Below are 18168 nucleotides of genomic sequence, written 5' to 3'. Positions count from 1 at the left end.
TTTTCAAAAACTCTCAAGTTATTATCAAGCTAAGCTTTTTCCACTTTTATGATATTTTAAAATACCTTCAGCACAGCGATAAGCCAAAGCTCCCACAGTATCAGTTGGATTATATCCACTATTGTGTTGGAAATTTCCTGCTCCTACAACAAAAAGATTATCCGCATCCCAGTGTTGTAAATAAGTATTAACCACACTAGTTTCTCTATCTGCACCCATTGTTGTTCCACCTGTGTTATGAGTAGATTGATAAGGCACAACGCTATAATCCTTAAGATAAGCACCTTTTTTGATTGATTTTACTCCTTGCATTCTTTTTGCTACCTCAGCTGTTTTATCTGTAATAAATTTATGCAAAGCTCTATCTTGATCGGTGAAATTATAAGTTAAGCGTAAAAGTGGCATACCAAAAGCATCTTTATAAGTTGGATCAAGACTTAAATAATTATTCTTATGAGGCAAAGAAGCACCTTGTCCTGCTACGGTAATGGCTCTTGTGAAATTATAGTTTAATGCTTTTTTAAATTCAGCACCCCAAGTTGGAGCTCCTGTTGGAAGTGGGGCTGATTGTATAGGGCGAGTTCCAAGCTGAACGCTATAAATCATAGCTCCATGAAGGAATTTTTCCTTAGAATGATCAAAATTATCTCCGTTAAAATCATCACTCGTAGTTCCTAAAGCACCTGAACCCATGAAGGTGTTAAATTGCTCATCAAAGAAAGCTGTTGTACCCATGTTCATTTGATAACAATAATTTCTACCTAAAGTTCCTTTACCTGTTTTTGGATCGTATTGCTCACCTATGTTGCTTACCATTAAAAGCTTAGCATTGTTAAACATATAACTTGTAAGCACAACTATATCAGCAGGTTGAATATACTCTTTCATCGTTCTAGTATCGACAAATTTTACCCCCGTTACTTTTCCGTCTTTTTTAAGAATTTGCGTTACATTGCTATAAGTGCGTATAGTGTATTTACCTGTGCTCATAGCCTTTGGAATTACTGTGTTTAAAGGACTTGCTTTTGCGCCATACTCACAACCAAAACGCTCACAATACGCACAGTATTGACAAGGAGCTAAATCTTGACCATCAGGGTTTGTATAGCCACCTTTAGAATTTGAAGCTGGCAAACGATAAGTGTGTAAATTTGAACTTTTTGCTGCACTTTCAAATCGTTTAAGCATTTTAGTATTTTCAAGAGGTTCTTGTGGATAAGGACTGGATCTAAAAGCTCCCATTTTTTCCGCTAAAGGATTTGGCTCACCTGATACCCCACAGGTTTTTTCAAATCTATCATAATAAGGCTCCATATCCTTATAAGTCACACCCCAATCTTGCAAGGTATAATCATTACCTAATTTATTACCATATCTTTGTTTGCTTAGGGTTTGAATTTCAAAATCATAAGGCATAAACCTAAAAGTCCAACCATTCCAATGCACCCCTGCACCACCAACATTATTACCCAATAAAAACGAACCCATTTTACGATAAGGCAAGGCTAAACCACTAGGATCATGGCGAAAAGTCACAGTGTCTTTCGAGCAATCTTGCATCAAACCATAATTAATCCCGTATCTCCACTCATCATGGATAAAATTAAAATTTTCAGTACTTTGCATATGTCCGCGTTCTAAACTAAGTACATTCAAACCTGCTTTAGTAAGCTCTGCAGCCACTATACCTCCAGTCCATCCTGCCCCAACTGTTACCACATCTACTTTTTTTAATACTTCAGCCATTTTAACTCTCCATATCTGCTAAACTCATAGGTTCAATGTTAAAAAATTCATCACTTGCAATTTTATCCACATAGCTCATTTGTGCGCCTGGATATTGCATCATTCTCCAACCATTTTTATTATCATTTCCGCCATAAATTGGATCAGCTAAAACTCCAGCTACTGTCATATCTCTTAAAAGAGTGAAAAAATAAGAAGATTTAAAACCCGTAGTTTGAATTTTTCCTTTTTCAAAATCGCTTAGAATTTTATCCTGATCTCCACCTTTAAGCAGAGAAAAAGATTTTTTATAACGCTTTTGAGCATTTTCTTCAAGAGCATGCACACCTTCTAAAAAAATATCTTTGCGTTGCATAGGAGTTTGATAGCCTTGTTCAGCTTTACCCTCAATGAAAGGTCCTTGCATATATTCTCTATCATTATAACCATAAGCACTAGCTAGCTGATTATCGATAAAATAAGGTACGCCTAAACCTATAGCTCCTTCTCCTTGCTCATCTTTAGGATAAATTCTTTCACAGGCTGCACTTAAGGTATCAAATTCAGTTTGAGTTTGAAAAAACATTCTACCTCTAACTTTATTTGATTTTCCTTGTGAAGCTTGATGCGAATGCGTAAGTTCTGCTGCCTTTAAAACAGCACCGCCACCTATAGTACTAGCTGCTACTACAGAACCACCTAAAAGCCCTAGTTTAAAAAAGCTTCTGCGATCAATAATATTGTCTTGCATTACTTCTCCTTGATAATAATTTAAACAAGACTATATTAGCCCTATTAATATAAATTTAACTTTAAAAAGCGATAAATTTTGTGTTATTCTTAATTTTATTTAAGAATATCTTTGAAAGTAATGAAAATAGAACTTTTAATAAAGCTCTATATCTTTAGAATTAAGTTCTTTATAAGCTGCACAAGCTTCTTGATGTTTTTGATCACAAGCCATACCAAAATATCTTTTTGCCTTTGTTAAATCTTGTTTTTCTAGTTGATTATAGCGTCCTAACAAATAACAAGACTCACTAAAACCTAAAGTGCAAGATTTAGAATAAAAAGCAAGGGCAGATTTTACACTTGCTTTAACAAGCTCTCCTTTATCATATAAAGACCCTAATTGATAACAAGCTCTTGCATTTTTTAAATCACAAGATCTTTTATAAAAACTTGAGGCCATTTGTCCATCTTTTTCTTTTTCATAAAATAAAGCTATATTATTACAACTTAACGATTCTCCTAAAGTACAAGCTTTATTAAAAGCCAAAAGAGCTTCATTTTTATAACCTTGATTTTGCAAAAGCAAAGCCATATTAGAACACGCACTTGCTAAACCCAATTTACAAGCTTTATCATAAAATTTATAAGCTTGATTTAAATCCTTACTCATACCCTTAGCACTTTCGTACATAAAAGCTAAAGAAAAACAAGCTTTAGAAATATCTTTTTCACAAAGGCTTTTAAAAATTTCATAAGCTTTATCAAATTTATTTGCTTCATAAAGTTTTAAACCCTCTTCTAGCTCACTTAATGCAAGTAATGAATTAAAAAATAAAAATAAAGCTAAAAATATTCTCATTAATCTTCCTTTATACTTTCTCTAACATTTAAAATCTGTACTCTTCTTTTTCGAAGTTCTGCTTTTTTAAGATCTAAAAATTTACTTTTTTCTTGGATTAAAATTTGACTTTGTTCTAAAAAATTTTTTGCAATTTTTGTCAAAATAGGCTTATTAATAAGCAAAGCTTCAAACTCATAAACATTTAATTCATTTAAAACTCTTTCATAAATTTCGCTTTTTTTAGGATAAAAAAGTACAAATTCAGAACTATCAAGCTCATAAAGAACACGGCTTTCATTGATTTTACGACTAAAAAATGCAAGGCTTAGTTTTGTAGCATTTTCATAATTTGTAAAAGCCTTAAGATTTAATTTTTCAAAAAATAAATCAAGTTCTAAAATACTTTTAAATAAAAGCTCTTTAAAATCTTTCAAAAAGTACTCATCACTTGCATTGCAAAAAACTCTTAATTCGCTAAAATTTTTATCACTTTGGAAAATATGATCTTTTTGTATGTTTGAAAATTCTGCTTTAAAAAGTAAAATTTCTCTCTCGAGTATGTTTATAAAGTCTTTTAATTTCATCTTGATTTCTTCAAAAGATTTATAAAGTTCATTTTTGATTTTTTTAAACTCTTTACTCATTACATCACTATTGTAAAACATCGCCAAAAAAGCATCGTCAATTGAAATATAAGGTGCTTTATAATCATATCTTGTGTATAAATCTTTCTTTAAAAATCCTTTGCTTTCTTTGTAAAAATAAGCATCTTTTTCCTTAACACTTGCAAAAATTTCACTAGAAATTCTTTCGCTAATGCTTTTAAGCTGTTCTAAAATCTGATGATTTAAAATTTCAATCTCTTTTAAAAAAAATTCATACGCTAAAAGTAAATGCTTTTCATAACTTTGAAATTGATTTAATAAACGATCAAAAATACCTACAAAAAGTTGATTTTCATCTTCTAAAATTTCGCATAAATTTAAAATTTTTCTTTTAACAAATTTTTCTTTTAAAGCTGTTGTATCTAGCTGAGTTAAAAAATCAAGCAAAGATTGAAAATTAGATTTTTCATAGCTTTGCTCATCTTTAGCTTCTTTGCAAGAAATGGCAATAAGCTCATCAAAATATTTTAAAAATACACTTTTTGCATAATTTAAAACATTATCTAGCTCTTCTGTGTTTAATTTATCTTTTTGATTTAATACACAAATGCTATTTTCTCCTAAAAGTTCTAAATTTGCTTTTATGGCATCTTCTTCACTTTTTTTGCCTGCATTATCAATCAAACTTAACCAAATCGCTCCATGAATATTTCTAAGCTCATCAAGAGTTGTTAAAGTATCATTTTCATTTGCATTTAAACCCGGAGTATCTACAAGAGTAATTTTTTCAAGTAAAGGAATAGGTGCAAAAATATGCAAACTTTTTGCTTGTTTTACTTCATTTCTTTGATCCGTATAAAAGGCTAATTTTTCTATATTTGTGATAATATCACTTCTATCTTCAAATTCTACTCTTAAAAAATATTCTTTTGCATAGCGTAAAAAAGTAGGTTTAAAAGTAACAGGAACAACACCCGTAGGCAAACAATCACGCCCTAAGATCAAATTTAGCAAACTTGATTTACCACTTGAAAACTGCCCTATAATAGCGATATTAACATTCTTATCCAAAGAAAACACAAGCTCTTTTAATTCATTTTCTAAAGCATAACTTGCGTGCATAAAAGGCTCATTAAGTTCCTTGCAAAGCTCTTGAATACGCCCTTTAAAACTATCATCAAAACTCACACTATAAGTATTTTCATAGGCTTTTATAAAATCATTTAAAAGATTAATCTGCATTTAAAAGCCCCATTTCAAGTTGTTTTAATTTTTCAATTTTTTCTAAATTTTCTTCAAAAGAATTTAAAATATTAATATCTTGATTTTTCAGACTCTGTAAAACTTTTTCAAGACTTTCTAATTTTGATTTTTGATTTTTTTCATAATGTTTTAATTTATCATTTAAAAACTCAAAAAATGCTCCATTGATATTTAAAGAATTTAAAATTTCGCTCATTTTAAATTCTTTAAAAGTATCAAAAATAACCATATCTAAATTCGTTTCAAGCTCATATAAATCTGATTTTAAATTGCTTAATTTTTCAATTTTCAATCTTAAAAGTGCAAATTTTTCACTTTGAAAAATACTATCTATATTTTTTGAAATTCCATCTTTAAAACCTTCAAAACCATTATCAAAATCATCTTTTAAAAAATCATATTTTAAAGACAAATTTGTTTTAAGCTCCTCGATTTTTTTAATATTTTCAATTTTAATTTCTCTTAAAATATCATTAATCCCATCTTTTGTAGTAATATCAACTATATTTAAAATACGAGAAAGATTAAGCTTTTGTGCATTATTTTTTAAATATTTAAACTCATCTATCAAGCGTTCTTTTAATTTTTTAGCCAAAAGTAAAACAAGATTATCTATACCATTATCTATATTTTTAAGTTTTACAATGGAATTTGAAATTTCATCTTGTGCTTCTTTTAATAAGATATTTTGCTTTTGAAGTTCAAGTAAAAGCTTTTGATTTTCTTCACTTACACCTTGTTTATTCTCCTTAATAAGACGATTTTGCATTTCATATTTGCTTAGAATATTTTTAAGTTCCAACTGTAATTCTTTTTTGTAAGCTCTTAAGGCAATCTTGCTTTTTTCTCCCGCATAAAGCTCGTTAAAAAGATAGTTTTCAAATTCTTGCATACCACTTTTTTGCAAACTTTCCTTAGGTGCTAAACCCTTATAAAAATCACTTGCCATTTTAGCACTCACACATAAAAAATCAATCTTTTCCACCAAATTTTCATCTAAATCCACAAGTCTTGATTTTAAGCTTTCTTTGGTATAAACAATGACTTCTTCTAAATCCTTTTTGCTTAACAAATCCGCTTTAGTTAAAACAATTAAAAACTTACTCAGCCTTGAATTTAAAAGACAATGCACCAAAAAGTCTGCATCTTTTTGAGTCAAGCTTTGAGAAGCATTCATTAAATGAATTAAAAAATCACTTTCTCTAAGATACTCATTTGTAACAATTTCTCTTTGAACTACAACATCATCAAGTCCTGGAGTATCAACTATGGAAATATTATTTTTTAAAAATTCTAAATGACTTTTAATTTCTATTTTTTTAATTAAAGCTGAAATTTTATTTTTAGCTGAACTGAAATTTTTAAGTTCACAAAGTGCGATATTTTGTATTAAAGGTTTATCCTTGATAAAATCCTCTATATTTACACTCTTATCCAGCTTATCAATAAATTCTTTTAAATCTGCATTAAAGTGCGAACTTTCAAGTATATTTTGCCATTCTTTCTTATCCCAAAAATATATCTTTGCTTCTTCGCTCTTACCATAACTTAATACTGTTAAATTAGCTGTTTCAGGTATGTTTGAAACGCCTAAAAAATCTTCTTTTAAAAGAGCATTTAAAAGGCTTGATTTTCCTGCATTCATCACGCCAGTGATGGCTATATTAAACTCTAAATTTTGAAATTTTTCCAAAGTTTTTTGAAGTCTTGATTTTAAATTTTCATCAAAACTTAGCTTTTGAAGCTCTAAATTAATGGTGTTTAATTCTTTAAAATCATTTTGAAATAAAGCTTTTTGATCTATACTTTGAACTTTTTCTTGTGAAATAAAATCAAGCATTTCGGTATTTTTTGAAATTTTTTCTAAAATTTTTAGAGCCTTAAGCAAATCTTGCTTTGAAATAAAACCTGATTTAAAAAAATTTAAAATACAAATTTGAGCATTTTGTATACTAAAAATATCCACTCTTAAATCAATTTTTTTGCAAAGCTCTTGAAATTCTTTTAAGAGAAAATATCTTTCATAATTGTCTTTATTGACACTTAAAATAATCGCGCACTCGGCCGTATTAAGTTTGTTTTTATCTTGAAATTTAGCATCAAAATTTAAAAATTGAAGTTCATTTTGCCAAATTTTTTGGAATAATTCTTTCATAATCTTCCCCTTAAAAAGGGGAAAGATTTATTTATTTCTTTGAGCGACAAGTTGTCTTCTCATGTAAGCGATTTTACTTTGTAAAGGTAATTCTTTAGGACAATTATCTTCGCAAGCAAGCAATGACATACAACCAAAAACACCATCATCATCGCCCACTAATTCATAAAAATCTTCCACACTTCTATGGTCATGCGGATCTTGTAAATATCTAGCTGTTCTTAAAAGTCCTGTAGCAGCTATGAAATTTGGACGCATAAGTTTAGTTGCACAAGAAGCTACACAAATTCCACACTCTATACAACGATCAAGTTCAAAAGTTTCATCCGCAACCTCCGGCTCAATACGTTCTTCAAGTTTAGAAATATCAGTTTCTTTTTCGTTATGCACCCAGCTTTCAACGCGTTTACACATGTCTTCAAACCACTCTCCTGTATTCACGCTTAAATCTTTAATATGTCTAAATGCAGGCATAGGCATAAGCTCTATCACTCCATCAGGATAATCTTTAGTCAAAGTTTTACAAGCAAGTTTTGGCACTCCATTAATCATCATCGCACAAGATCCACAAATCCCTGCACGACAAACAAAGTCAAAACTCAGATCCGCATCCATTTTTTCACGAATCAAAGTCAAACATACAAAAACCGTCATAAAAGGAGTTTCTTCAAGCTCGTAAGTCACAAAATGTGGTTTAGAAATTTTGCTTAAAGGATTATATTTAAATGCCTTTATTGTCAATTTTCTACTCATAATCAACTCCTATTCTTTGGTTTGGTGCTTTATATTTAGCTTGTAATTCATAAGGCATTAAAGCGTTTTGAATTTCATAACGACCTTTGCCTTCAGCTTCCATTTTTTCACGTATTGCATCCACTTCAGCTTGGCGTTTTTCACTTAAAGGATTTTCTATAATATTTCCTTTGGCTCCGTATCCACGGAATGCTGGTGGAATTTCCATTTTCATAATATCAAGCTCTTCGTATTCTATGCGTGGTAAGGTTTCGCCTTCTACCCAAAAAGTATTGGTTCTTTTCATCCAATTTAAATCATCTCTTTTTGGATAATCTTCCCTATAATGCGCCCCACGACTTTCTGTTCTTAAAAGCGCTCCATAAGCTACACAAAGTGCTATTTTTAACATTCTTGGTACTCTATACGCTTCTTCAAGCTCTGGATTTGCACAATCAAGTTCTTTACAATGTACTTTAACATCTTGAGAATCTTTATAAAGTTTTTCAAGTTCATCTACTGCTTCTTTCAAACCTTCACCTGTTCTAAAGATGGCTACCTTATCCCACATGATTTCTTTCATTCTATTTTTGATTTCAAAAACATTATGTTTACCCTCTTTATCTACTAAAGATTTTAAATATTGATACTCTTTAGTTAAGAAGTCTTTTACTACATTTGTGTCAATTACTTCACCATTATTTTTACAATAATCTGCAAAATAATCTCCCACTATCATACCTGCTACAACGGTTTCAGCACATGAATTTCCACCTAAACGATTAAATCCGTGCATATCCCAGCAAGCTGCTTCTCCACAAGCAAAAAGTCCGTTTAACCATTGACTTTCACCCGTTGGTTTAGTTCTAATTCCACCCATAGAATAATGCTGCATTGGAAGAACTGGAGCCCAACCTTTTGGACCTTCATCTGCTGGATCAATACCATTAAAAGTTTTACAAATATCTTGCACATCGCGAAGATTTTTTTCCACATGCGCACGACCTAGTATAGAAATATCAAGCCATAAATGATCTCCATAAGGACTTTTTACACCTTTACCTTTACGAATATGCTCCATCATTCTACGACTTACCACATCACGGCTTGCAAGTTCTTTTTTCTCTGGCTCATAATCAGGCATAAAACGATATCCATCCACGTCACGTAAAATTCCGCCATCGCCACGACAACCCTCAGTAAGCAAAATACCGCTTGGCACAATAGGAGTTGGGTGAAATTGCACTGCTTCCATATTAGAAAGTCTACAAAGTCCCGTTTCAAGAGCGATAGCCGCACCTGTTCCTTCGCAAATTACCGCATTTGTAGTTTGTTTATAAATTCTACCATAGCCCCCTGTTGCTATCATAGTTCCTCTTGCAATATAAGCAATGAGTTGTCCATTGGTTAAATCTCTAGCGATCACACCTAAGCATTTTTTACCATCATGGATAATTCTTACCGCTTCCATTCTATCAATAATTTTTACTTGATGTTTAATAGCTTCATTTGCTACACCATAAAGCATACAATGCCCTGTTGCATCTGCGATATAGCAAGTTCTCCATTTTTTAGTTCCGCCAAAATCTCTAGCATTAATAAGTCCATGCGCTTCTTCTTTTTCTTCAATCACAGTTTTTTGCGCATTGATTACAACAGTTCTTGGACCTTTAGTAACTCTAGTCCAAGGCACACCCCAAGCCGCGAGTTCACGCACTGCTTTTGGTGCAGTTTGAGCAAACATTCTTGCTACTTCTTGATCACAGCCCCAATCACTCCCTTTTACTGTATCTGCGAAGTGAAGATCTTCATTATCACCCTCACCTTTTGCCCCATTTGCTAAACTTGCCTGCATACCTCCTTGCACCGCTGCAGAGTGAGAACGCTTCACTGGACAAATACTTAAAAGTGTTACACTTTGGCCACTCTTTACTACTTCAATAGCCGCTCTAAGACCTGCTAATCCTCCGCCTATTACTAAAGCATCACTATATTGTATATTCATAATTTGCTCCATTGTAGTTTTTTATCATCGCAGTAGTTTGGGTTTGATTTTGGTAGTTTTCATAACCTATTTTTATAAATGCTGCAAGACTTAACACACCTAAAACTAGGAAGAAAATACTGATTATCCATTTAGCAGTTTTAAGCTTTTTGCGACTTTCTTTTACATTTTTTCCTTCAAACCAACCCCATTTAACACAAAGTCTATAAAGCCCTATACTTCCATGAAGTTCAACACAGACTAAAAGAACAGCATAAAAAAGCCACATAAAATGACTTACAACCCTATCTCCTGACATATCGCCGCTGATTTTATCTGCATTGGTTACAATAAAAATAAGATGAGCAGAACCTAAGAAAAACATAATAAAACCTGTAAAAGCTTGAACCCACCATAACGAAGTATCGCTGTGATTCATTTTTTTACTGTGTGTTCTTAGTATTTGATACTGACGGTAATTAATAGGAAATTTTCTCATTGCAAGTAAAGCATGAACGAAAAAAACCACTAAAACACAGGCGGCTAAAAATGAAGTAAGATAACTCATAACAGGATTATCGTAAACAAATTTTAATTCTAAAAAATGTACCACAGAATTAAAAAAATCCTCACTGACTAAAATTGTAGAAACAAAAAGCATATGCACCCACATAAAAAGACCTAAAAAAAGCCCTGAGGCGCTTTGGATAAAGTCTAATTTCGCAGGCATTTTACTTTTTTTGCCCTCAATGCTCTTACCCAAATAACCTTCGATAAGCTCACGCATCTTTACTCCTTTGTAAAAAGAAATTAAAAAAATCCATTTCATTATATTACAAAAGTCTTTAAGATAGATTAAATATTTACTTTTTTAAACTTTATACAAATATAAACTAACAAAGCTGTTATAAACATTATAAAACTTAAAATTTGCCCCATACTCATACCCCATAAAACAAAACCTATACCAAAATCAGGCTCGCGATAAAATTCACATATAAATCTTGCCAATGAATAAGCACCAGCATACACAAGAATCAATTCCCCTTGAAAACTTTGCTTAAATCTTGCTAAATAAACTATAATAAAAACAACAATACCTTCTAAAAATGCTTCATAAAGTTGCGATGGATGGCGCAATACTCCATCAACATAAATTCCCCAAGGCACATTTGTAATGCGACCAAAAAGCTCTTGATTTAAAAAATTTCCTATACGACCAAAAACATAAGCCAATGGAACACTTAAAGCAACCAAATCAAGAAAAATCCAAGGATTTGTTTTATATTTTTTACAAAACAATAAAGTAGCTATCAAAAATCCTATAATTGCTCCATGATAACTCATACCTCGAATACCTACAAATTCACCATTAATATAAGGATTAAAAATTTGCCAAGGATGAGTAATATAATACATAATATTTGCATCATAAATCAAAATATATCCAAGCCTTGCACCTAAAATAACCCCTATTTCAACCCATATAAAATAACTATCCAAATGTTTTTCATTAATGTCTAGTTGAAATTTTCTTACAAAAAATTTAGCCAAAAGCAAAGCCAAAAGCAAAGCTATAACATACATAATGCCATACCAATGCACCTTTAAACCAAAGATGCTAAAAGCTATAACATTAAAATTTGAATAAATATGCTGCCAAAATTCCATATATCTTTCCTAATTTTTTTTATAAAAATATAACAAAAAAACTTTAACTTGCTATAATTAACACAAACACATTAAATAAAGGTAAAAAATGAAAAAATATATTTTACTTGCTAGTAGTATGTTAATTTTAGCAGCTTGTGGGGGTACAAGCAGTAATTTTGTCAATGTTTCTATGCCAAATTTTAAACCCCAAGTTCCAACAAAGGTTGAACCTATTGATTCTGGAGTAAGCATTGCTCTTGAGCCTATTAATATAGAACAAAATAACAATTATTCTGATTATTTTGAAAATTCAGTGCTTAAAATTCGCATAGAAAAAGAAATTGATCTTTTAAAACAAAATTTAGAAGAGCAGATCAAAACCATCGCTCAACTAAAAGGCTATAAAATAGTTACTACTAATCCAGACTACACTCTTAAAAGTTCAATCAGTATTTATACGGAAGAAAAAAATGCACAAAAAACAAGCAATTTTATGAGTGGAGATTATGTAAAATCCAATTTAGGTATAAATTTTAAAGGTAAAATAGATTTTATAGATGCACACAATCCACAAAATTCAACCAATCTTTCAAGTAGCACTAAACTAGATTCTTTAGTTGCGCTTAACTATCCTATTAAAAATGATGATGGAGTTAATATGTTTAAAACTACTATCTCTACCGTACCAACTCAACTCAATAAAGGTTTAGAGCAACCTGCTTTTGAAATTGATAAAAGTTTTTTAGCTTTTTATAAAAATACATTAAATACACTTTATAACAATCTACCAAAAGCAACAGACATAGGCAAAACTATACCTAATACAAACAGTGGTTTTAATAGTTTTGATGGCGATGCTACCTTTGAAGAAAGCTTGCCTCAAACAAATTCTAATCAAAATAATACAATTGAAAACACGCCTACACAAAATATTCCTACAAATCCATCTTCAACAAATCAAAATAATCAAAGTAAAAATCAAGATGGGGTAGAAATATTTGAATGATAAAACTTGTGGGAAAATTAAACTTTCTCACACAAAAAATAAGATTTTCTTATACAAGAAAAATAACTATCATTCTACTTTAAAATCAATGCCTGTTGCATTGCATTTTTTATCATCTCTCTTTTATCTTGTATTTCAAAAAAAAGTTCAAAAGCAAAAACTCCTTGCCATAAAAGCATATCAAGTCCATCTTTAATTTTTAAATGATACTCTTTACACAATCTATAAAAAGGTGTTTCTCTGCCATAAATTACCTCAAAAGCAAATTTAGCTTTAGGTAAAATTCTATCTAAAAGCTCTCTATCACAAGGTAAATTTTCATCTTTTAATCCAGCAGAAGTTGAATTTATAACCAAATCAAAGTCAAAATCTTGCAAGTTTTTATAAAGATAAGTTGGATAAGCTAAAAAATCTTTAAATCTTTCTTTACTACGATTAGCTATATACACTTCTACGCCTTTTTGTTTTAATGCATAAGCAAGCGCCAAAGCTGTACCTCCAGCACCCAAAATCAAAGCTTTTTTTATATTATCAAAATCCTTAATAGCTTCTAAAAAACCTAAAGCATCAGTATTATAAGCGTAAATTTTATCTTCTTTTAAGCATAAAGTATTTGCAGAGCCAATATTTCTAGCAAAATCATCCTTCACATCAGCAATATCTAAAGCTTTTTCCTTAAAAGGCAAAGTAATATTAGCTCCACTAAGTCCTAATTTAAAAAAATCTTCTCTTAAACAGTTAGCATTTCTTAAATGATAGCGTGTATAAATGCTATCAAGCCCTAAGGCTTTAATAGCATTATTATGCATTCTAGGCGATTTAGAGTGAGAAATAGGATCGCCTATAACTGCTAAAAATTTCATTTTAAAGTAAAAGAAAAAGCATCTTTTGCAATATCCTTACGGATTTTAGCAAGTTCTGCTGCAATATCTGCCTTTTCAAATGGTCCTATTAAAACCTTGGTAATTTCTTTACCTCCAACTGTAGTTTTATAAAGTTTATAATCATAACCTTTTTGCTTTACAGAAGCAAGTTCTTTTGATTTTTGATCCAAATTACTTACTGAGAAAATTTGCACATAAATACCCGATGCTAAACCACTTGGATGTACAGGTTTAGCATCAACATTTTTAAATAAATCATTTGCATTTTGTTCTTTTTTAGGGGTTTGTTTTGCACTTTCTTTTTCTTTTTTTACAGCTATTTGTTTTTTTGCTTCTTCTTTAGGTTTTGCAGTTTGTTTTACTTCTTGTTTAGGAGCACTTGCTTGTGGAGTGGTATTTTCTGAAGTAGTTGCTGTTGGTTCTGCTGGAACTTCTTGATCAGGCATAGCAAAATTTGTGCTATCATTGTTATTTAAACTAGAGGTTGTTGTATTTTGAGTTGTATTTTGTTCATCTTGAAATTGTTTTCTTAATGCCTCAAATTGATCTTCTGCTGAAGTATTATCTGTAATTGGCATACTTTCAAAAGAAGTATCATTGTTATTGTCTTGAGTTGCTATAGGTTCACTTGGCAATACACTTTGATTTTGCGTATTTTCATCACCACTACCATTAATAAGCTTCATAACTATCATGATAGCTAAAAACAAAATAACTAAAGCAATAACTCGTAAAAGAATTTTTTTTACTTTTTCACTTTTATTACTTTTTTCTAAAATAATATCATCAAATTCATTTTTTTGATTTTCCATAATTTGTCCTTTCTTACATATGCTTAGACCAAGAACTTCCTCGTTCTTTTTGATAAACCTCATAAGGCAATATTAAAATATTAAATTCCCTAGGTACATCCATGCTAGGAAACACCTTCCATTCTACTGGCATTTTACTTGCAAACATCATTGAAAGTTTAGACGCTAAAGAATAACCTTCGTTTAACGCCGTGTGTCCTTTGTGAATATAAAGATGTAAATGTCCTGGAGTTTTAGTCTTATAGGCTGTGAAATTTATAAAACCTTCTTCTCTTAAAATAAGTTGTGCACGGTGATAAAATCTTTCAGCATTAAAACCATTATAATCAAAGACAATATTTTCTACTTTATTATCTTTTGTTATTAAATCATGAGCGACAACAATTTTTTTAGCAGCGTGTTCTCTCATGACATTTAAATTTAAAGGAGCATCAACTCTTTCAAATTTATCAAAAAATAAGCGACCTCTATGTGTAATTTTATTTACAATTTTATCGCGTCTTATATAATAATGATCGCCAATTATTTTAATTAGCGACATATCCATTGGTGAAATCAAAACATAGCCCTTTCATAAATAATAAAATTACTTGCAAGTTTTTTTAATTCTTGTTTAATATTCTCTTGTAATTTTTCATTATTAATATCATCTAAAATATCTGCAATATAATTTGACACAATTTCCATTTCTTTTTCTTTAAAACCTCTGGCAGTAAGGGCTGGAGTTCCAAGTCTTAATCCACTTGTGATAAAAGGACTTCTAATCTCTCCTGGAACGGTATTTTTATTTGCAGTAATACCTGCATTTCCAAGAGCTAAATCTGCATCTTTTCCACTAAATTCACGATCTAAAAAACTCATTAAAACAAGGTGATTATCCGTTCCATCGCTAACAAGTTTAAATTTTCTATCCATTAAAACATTAGCTAAAACTTGAGCATTAGTTCTTACTTGTTTTGCATAAACTTTCCACTCATCGCTAAGATTAAATTTAAATCCTACTGCTTTTGCAGCAATTACATGCATCAAAGGACCACCTTGAATACCTGGAAAAATGGCAGAATTAATTTTTTTAGCAAGCTCTTCATCATTTGTCATAATAATACCACCTCTTGGGCCACGCAAAGTTTTATGTGTAGTTGAGCTTACTACATGAGCGTATGGAAAAGGACTTGGATGCTCACCTGCCACAACAAGACCTGCAATATGTGCTATATCAGCAAAAAGATAGGCACCTATTTCATCAGCAATTTCTCTAAATTTAGCAAAATCAATCACTCTTGCATAAGCACTAGCTCCACAAACTATAAGTTTTGGTTTTTCTTTTTTAGCAATTTCTCTTACTTTTTCATAATCAATTCTTCCATCAAGTTCTACGCCGTAAAAACAGCTTTCATACATTTTGCCCGAAGAACTTACTTTTGCACCATGAGTTAAATGTCCACCATGACTTAAATCCATTCCTAAAATTTTATCACCTGGATTAATCAAAGCCGCATAAACACCTTGATTAGCTTGAGAACCTGAATTAGGCTGAACATTAGCAAATTTACAATTAAAAAGTTTTTTACATCTTTGAATGGCTAGAGTTTCAATCTCATCAACAAATTCACAACCACCATAATATCTTTTACCCGGATAACCTTCTGCGTATTTGTTTGTCAAGATACTTCCCATAACTTCCATTACTTCAGGTAAAGTGAAATTTTCACTCGCTATCATTTCAAGACCTTCACATTGACGCTCTAACTCTTTGTTTGTTAAATCAAAAATTTCTTTATCAAACATTTCTAAACTCATTCTTTCTCCTTTAGTTCTGATTTTAATGGACGCATTGCAGGAAACAATATCACATCACGAATGGATTTTTTATTTGTCAAAAGCATAACAAGTCTATCTATACCTATGCCCTGCCCTGCCGTTGGAGGCATTCCATAACCCAAAGCATTTACAAAATCTTCATCCATTTCACAAGCCTCTTCATCGCCTGCATTTTTAGCTTCAATTTGTTTTAAAAATCTCTCATATTGATCAAGAGGATCATTAAGCTCATTAAAACCATTTGCCAATTCTCTTCCGCAAATAAACAACTCAAATCTCTCAGCAATCTGAGAATCCTCATCGCTACGTCTTGATAAAGGACTTATGGAAATAGGAAAATCAATCACAAAAGTAGGATTGATCAATTTTTCTTCCACATAATTGTCAAAAAGTTCAGCTTGCAAATGTCCAAGTTCAAGCTTTTCATTCGCTTCAAAACCATCTGCTTTTAATTTAGTAAGAATTTTTTCCTTATCTTCGATTAAATCCCTATCTAAACCACCATACTTACAAAGTGCGTCTTTATAGGTTATTCTTTCAAAAGGTTTAGAAAAATTTATCATTTTTCCATCAAATTCTATTGTTTTTCCTAAATTAAGTTTATCCAAAAGTAAAGCAAAAAGTTCTTCGGTTAAATCCATTAAATCTTTATAATTATGATAGGCCCAATAAAATTCTATAGTTGTAAATTCGGGATTATGAGTTAAATCCATACCTTCGTTTCTAAAACAACGATTGATTTCAAAAACCGCCTCAAAACCACCTACTATAAGTCTTTTAAGATAAAGTTCTGGAGCAATTCTTAAAAATCTTTCTACGCCTAAAGAATTATGAAAAGTTACAAAAGGCTTAGCGTTTGCTCCACCTGCAATCGGATGCATCATAGGAGTTTCTACTTCTAAAAAGCCTTTATTTTCAAAAAAATGACGGATTAAACTCACCACTTTAGAACGCACTAAAAAATCTTTTCTAACTTCGACATTCATTATCATATCAACATAACGTTTACGATATCTTTGCTCAATATCTGTTAATCCATGATATTTTTCAGGTAAAGGAACAATAGCTTTTGTAGCGAGTTTTACTTCGCTTGCATGCAAACTAAATTCACCTGTTTTAGTTACAAAAGGAAAACCTTTAACCAAAACAATATCACCCACCTCTAAATTCTTTTTTAAAATCGTATAAAGCTCTTCGCCTACGCTATCTTTACTAAAATAAATTTGTAAATTTGTATCCTCATCTTCAATGTTTGCAAAAATTGATTTCCCAGCTATACGCAAAAGTTTCAAACGTCCTGCAACAACAGCATTGACACTTTCATCTCTTTTTTCAACTTGCTCTAAAATATAAGAAAATTTATCCTTAAAAGTCTTTAAAGACATTTCCTTTTCTAAAAAATGAGGATAAGGATTAATCCCTAATTTTTTTAACTCTTTAGCTTTTTCTATTCTTTGCTGCTCTAAAATATTATCAAACATTTATATTTTTACCTTTGCTTTTTGATTATTACAATCACCACAAACACCATAAAGCTGCATCAAATGCCCTGTAAGTTTAAAACCATGTTCTTTTGCAATCAAGGCTTGCTGTCTTTCTATAATAGGATTTTCAAACTCTATAATTTTTCCGCAATTTTTACATATCATATGATCATGGTGAGGTTTATTAGCAAGCTCATATTTTTTACCTGCTGAACCAAAAGAAATGGAAGTTACCATTTCTGCTTCTTCAAGTAAATTTAAAGTACGATAAACAGTTGCAATTCCTACATTTAAATCAGGTTCAGCTTGTTTGATTTCCATATATAAACTTTCGGGTGTGTAATGAGTATCACTGTGATAAAGAGTTTTTAAAAGTACTTCTCTTTGCTTGGTATATTTAAGTCCGCCTTGTCTTAATATTTTTTTAAATCTCTCAAGTAAAACATCATATTCCACATTTTCTATCAGCAT

At 31.0% G+C, this 18168-nt stretch carries 16 protein-coding genes; 1 reads left to right on the top strand and 15 read right to left on the bottom strand.

The features are described 5' to 3' along the window. Positions 1 to 24 precede the first annotated feature (24 nt). The 9 genes from FBF22_RS01990 to lgt form a co-directional block, all read right to left on the bottom strand. A complete protein-coding gene (locus tag FBF22_RS01990) occupies positions 25 to 1746 on the bottom strand; it encodes a GMC family oxidoreductase (RefSeq protein ID WP_002885517.1) in 1722 nt (573 codons plus the stop codon). A gap of 1 nt (position 1747) precedes the next feature. Continuing rightward, a complete protein-coding gene (locus FBF22_RS01985) occupies positions 1748 to 2476 on the bottom strand; it encodes a gluconate 2-dehydrogenase subunit 3 family protein (RefSeq protein ID WP_002855611.1) in 729 nt (242 codons plus the stop codon). 135 nt (positions 2477 to 2611) lie between these two features. Next, positions 2612 to 3316: a tetratricopeptide repeat protein gene (locus FBF22_RS01980; protein WP_002885519.1), complete on the bottom strand. Its 705-nt coding sequence runs from the start codon at positions 3314 to 3316 to the stop codon at positions 2612 to 2614. Beyond that, positions 3316 to 5145 carry a dynamin family protein gene (locus tag FBF22_RS01975; RefSeq protein WP_002885522.1) on the bottom strand — a complete coding sequence of 610 codons (1830 nt, stop codon included), beginning with the start codon at positions 5143 to 5145 and terminating at the stop codon, positions 3316 to 3318. The genes FBF22_RS01980 and FBF22_RS01975 overlap by 1 nt, the downstream gene beginning before the upstream one ends. After that, on the bottom strand, positions 5135 to 7321 hold the full coding sequence (locus FBF22_RS01970; RefSeq protein ID WP_002885524.1) for a dynamin family protein: 2187 nt from the start codon (positions 7319 to 7321) through the stop codon (positions 5135 to 5137). Before FBF22_RS01970 ends, FBF22_RS01975 begins: the two co-directional genes overlap by 11 nt. Before the next feature lie 27 nt (positions 7322 to 7348). Next, positions 7349 to 8074, bottom strand: coding sequence for a fumarate reductase iron-sulfur subunit (locus FBF22_RS01965; RefSeq protein ID WP_002854302.1), 726 nt, complete (start codon positions 8072 to 8074; stop codon positions 7349 to 7351). Further along, positions 8067 to 10058 (bottom strand): fumarate reductase flavoprotein subunit, encoded by a 1992-nt coding sequence (locus tag FBF22_RS01960; RefSeq protein ID WP_002885525.1) that lies wholly within the window; start codon positions 10056 to 10058, stop codon positions 8067 to 8069. Before FBF22_RS01960 ends, FBF22_RS01965 begins: the two co-directional genes overlap by 8 nt. Beyond that, positions 10042 to 10824 (bottom strand): fumarate reductase cytochrome b subunit, encoded by a 783-nt coding sequence (locus FBF22_RS01955; RefSeq protein ID WP_002854660.1) that lies wholly within the window; start codon positions 10822 to 10824, stop codon positions 10042 to 10044. The genes FBF22_RS01960 and FBF22_RS01955 overlap by 17 nt, the downstream gene beginning before the upstream one ends. Positions 10825 to 10892: 68 nt before the next feature. Continuing rightward, positions 10893 to 11708 carry a prolipoprotein diacylglyceryl transferase gene (gene lgt / locus FBF22_RS01950; RefSeq protein WP_002868701.1) on the bottom strand — a complete coding sequence of 272 codons (816 nt, stop codon included), beginning with the start codon at positions 11706 to 11708 and terminating at the stop codon, positions 10893 to 10895. Positions 11709 to 11796: 88 nt separating this feature from the next. Here lgt and FBF22_RS01945 point away from each other — a divergent pair, with 88 nt between their 5' ends. Next, entirely contained in the window at positions 11797 to 12696 is a 900-nt protein-coding gene (locus tag FBF22_RS01945; protein WP_002859484.1) for a membrane lipoprotein lipid attachment site-containing protein, read from the top strand. Positions 12697 to 12770: 74 nt separating this feature from the next. On the opposite strand, the gene FBF22_RS01940 is transcribed toward FBF22_RS01945, so the two are convergent. The 6 genes from FBF22_RS01940 to FBF22_RS01915 are packed head-to-tail and all read right to left on the bottom strand — an operon-like array spanning position 12771 to position 18168. After that, positions 12771 to 13559: a shikimate dehydrogenase gene (locus FBF22_RS01940; protein ID WP_002858718.1), complete on the bottom strand. Its 789-nt coding sequence runs from the start codon at positions 13557 to 13559 to the stop codon at positions 12771 to 12773. Next, positions 13556 to 14392 carry an SPOR domain-containing protein gene (locus tag FBF22_RS01935; RefSeq protein ID WP_002869928.1) on the bottom strand — a complete coding sequence of 279 codons (837 nt, stop codon included), beginning with the start codon at positions 14390 to 14392 and terminating at the stop codon, positions 13556 to 13558. Before FBF22_RS01935 ends, FBF22_RS01940 begins: the two co-directional genes overlap by 4 nt. Positions 14393 to 14405: 13 nt before the next feature. Further along, complete coding sequence (locus tag FBF22_RS01930) at positions 14406 to 14951, bottom strand: DUF1882 domain-containing protein (protein ID WP_002859481.1); 546 nt, start codon at positions 14949 to 14951, stop codon at positions 14406 to 14408. After that, a complete protein-coding gene (locus tag FBF22_RS01925) occupies positions 14948 to 16192 on the bottom strand; it encodes a serine hydroxymethyltransferase (protein WP_002860267.1) in 1245 nt (414 codons plus the stop codon). Before FBF22_RS01925 ends, FBF22_RS01930 begins: the two co-directional genes overlap by 4 nt. Continuing rightward, the gene (gene lysS / locus FBF22_RS01920; protein ID WP_002869930.1) at positions 16189 to 17694 is read right to left on the bottom strand and encodes a lysine--tRNA ligase; all 1506 of its coding nucleotides are present in this window, start codon (positions 17692 to 17694) and stop codon (positions 16189 to 16191) included. The genes FBF22_RS01925 and lysS overlap by 4 nt, the downstream gene beginning before the upstream one ends. Next, positions 17695 to 18168, bottom strand: coding sequence for a Fur family transcriptional regulator (locus FBF22_RS01915; protein WP_002854230.1), 474 nt, complete (start codon positions 18166 to 18168; stop codon positions 17695 to 17697).

Source organism: Campylobacter sp. CFSAN093260, from assembly GCF_012890095.1.
In the GTDB taxonomy this organism is placed as follows: Bacteria; Campylobacterota; Campylobacteria; order Campylobacterales; family Campylobacteraceae; genus Campylobacter_D; species Campylobacter_D jejuni.
The sequence above is the reverse complement of the archived record's forward strand: the minus strand, read 5'-3'. Positions and strand labels throughout refer to the sequence as shown.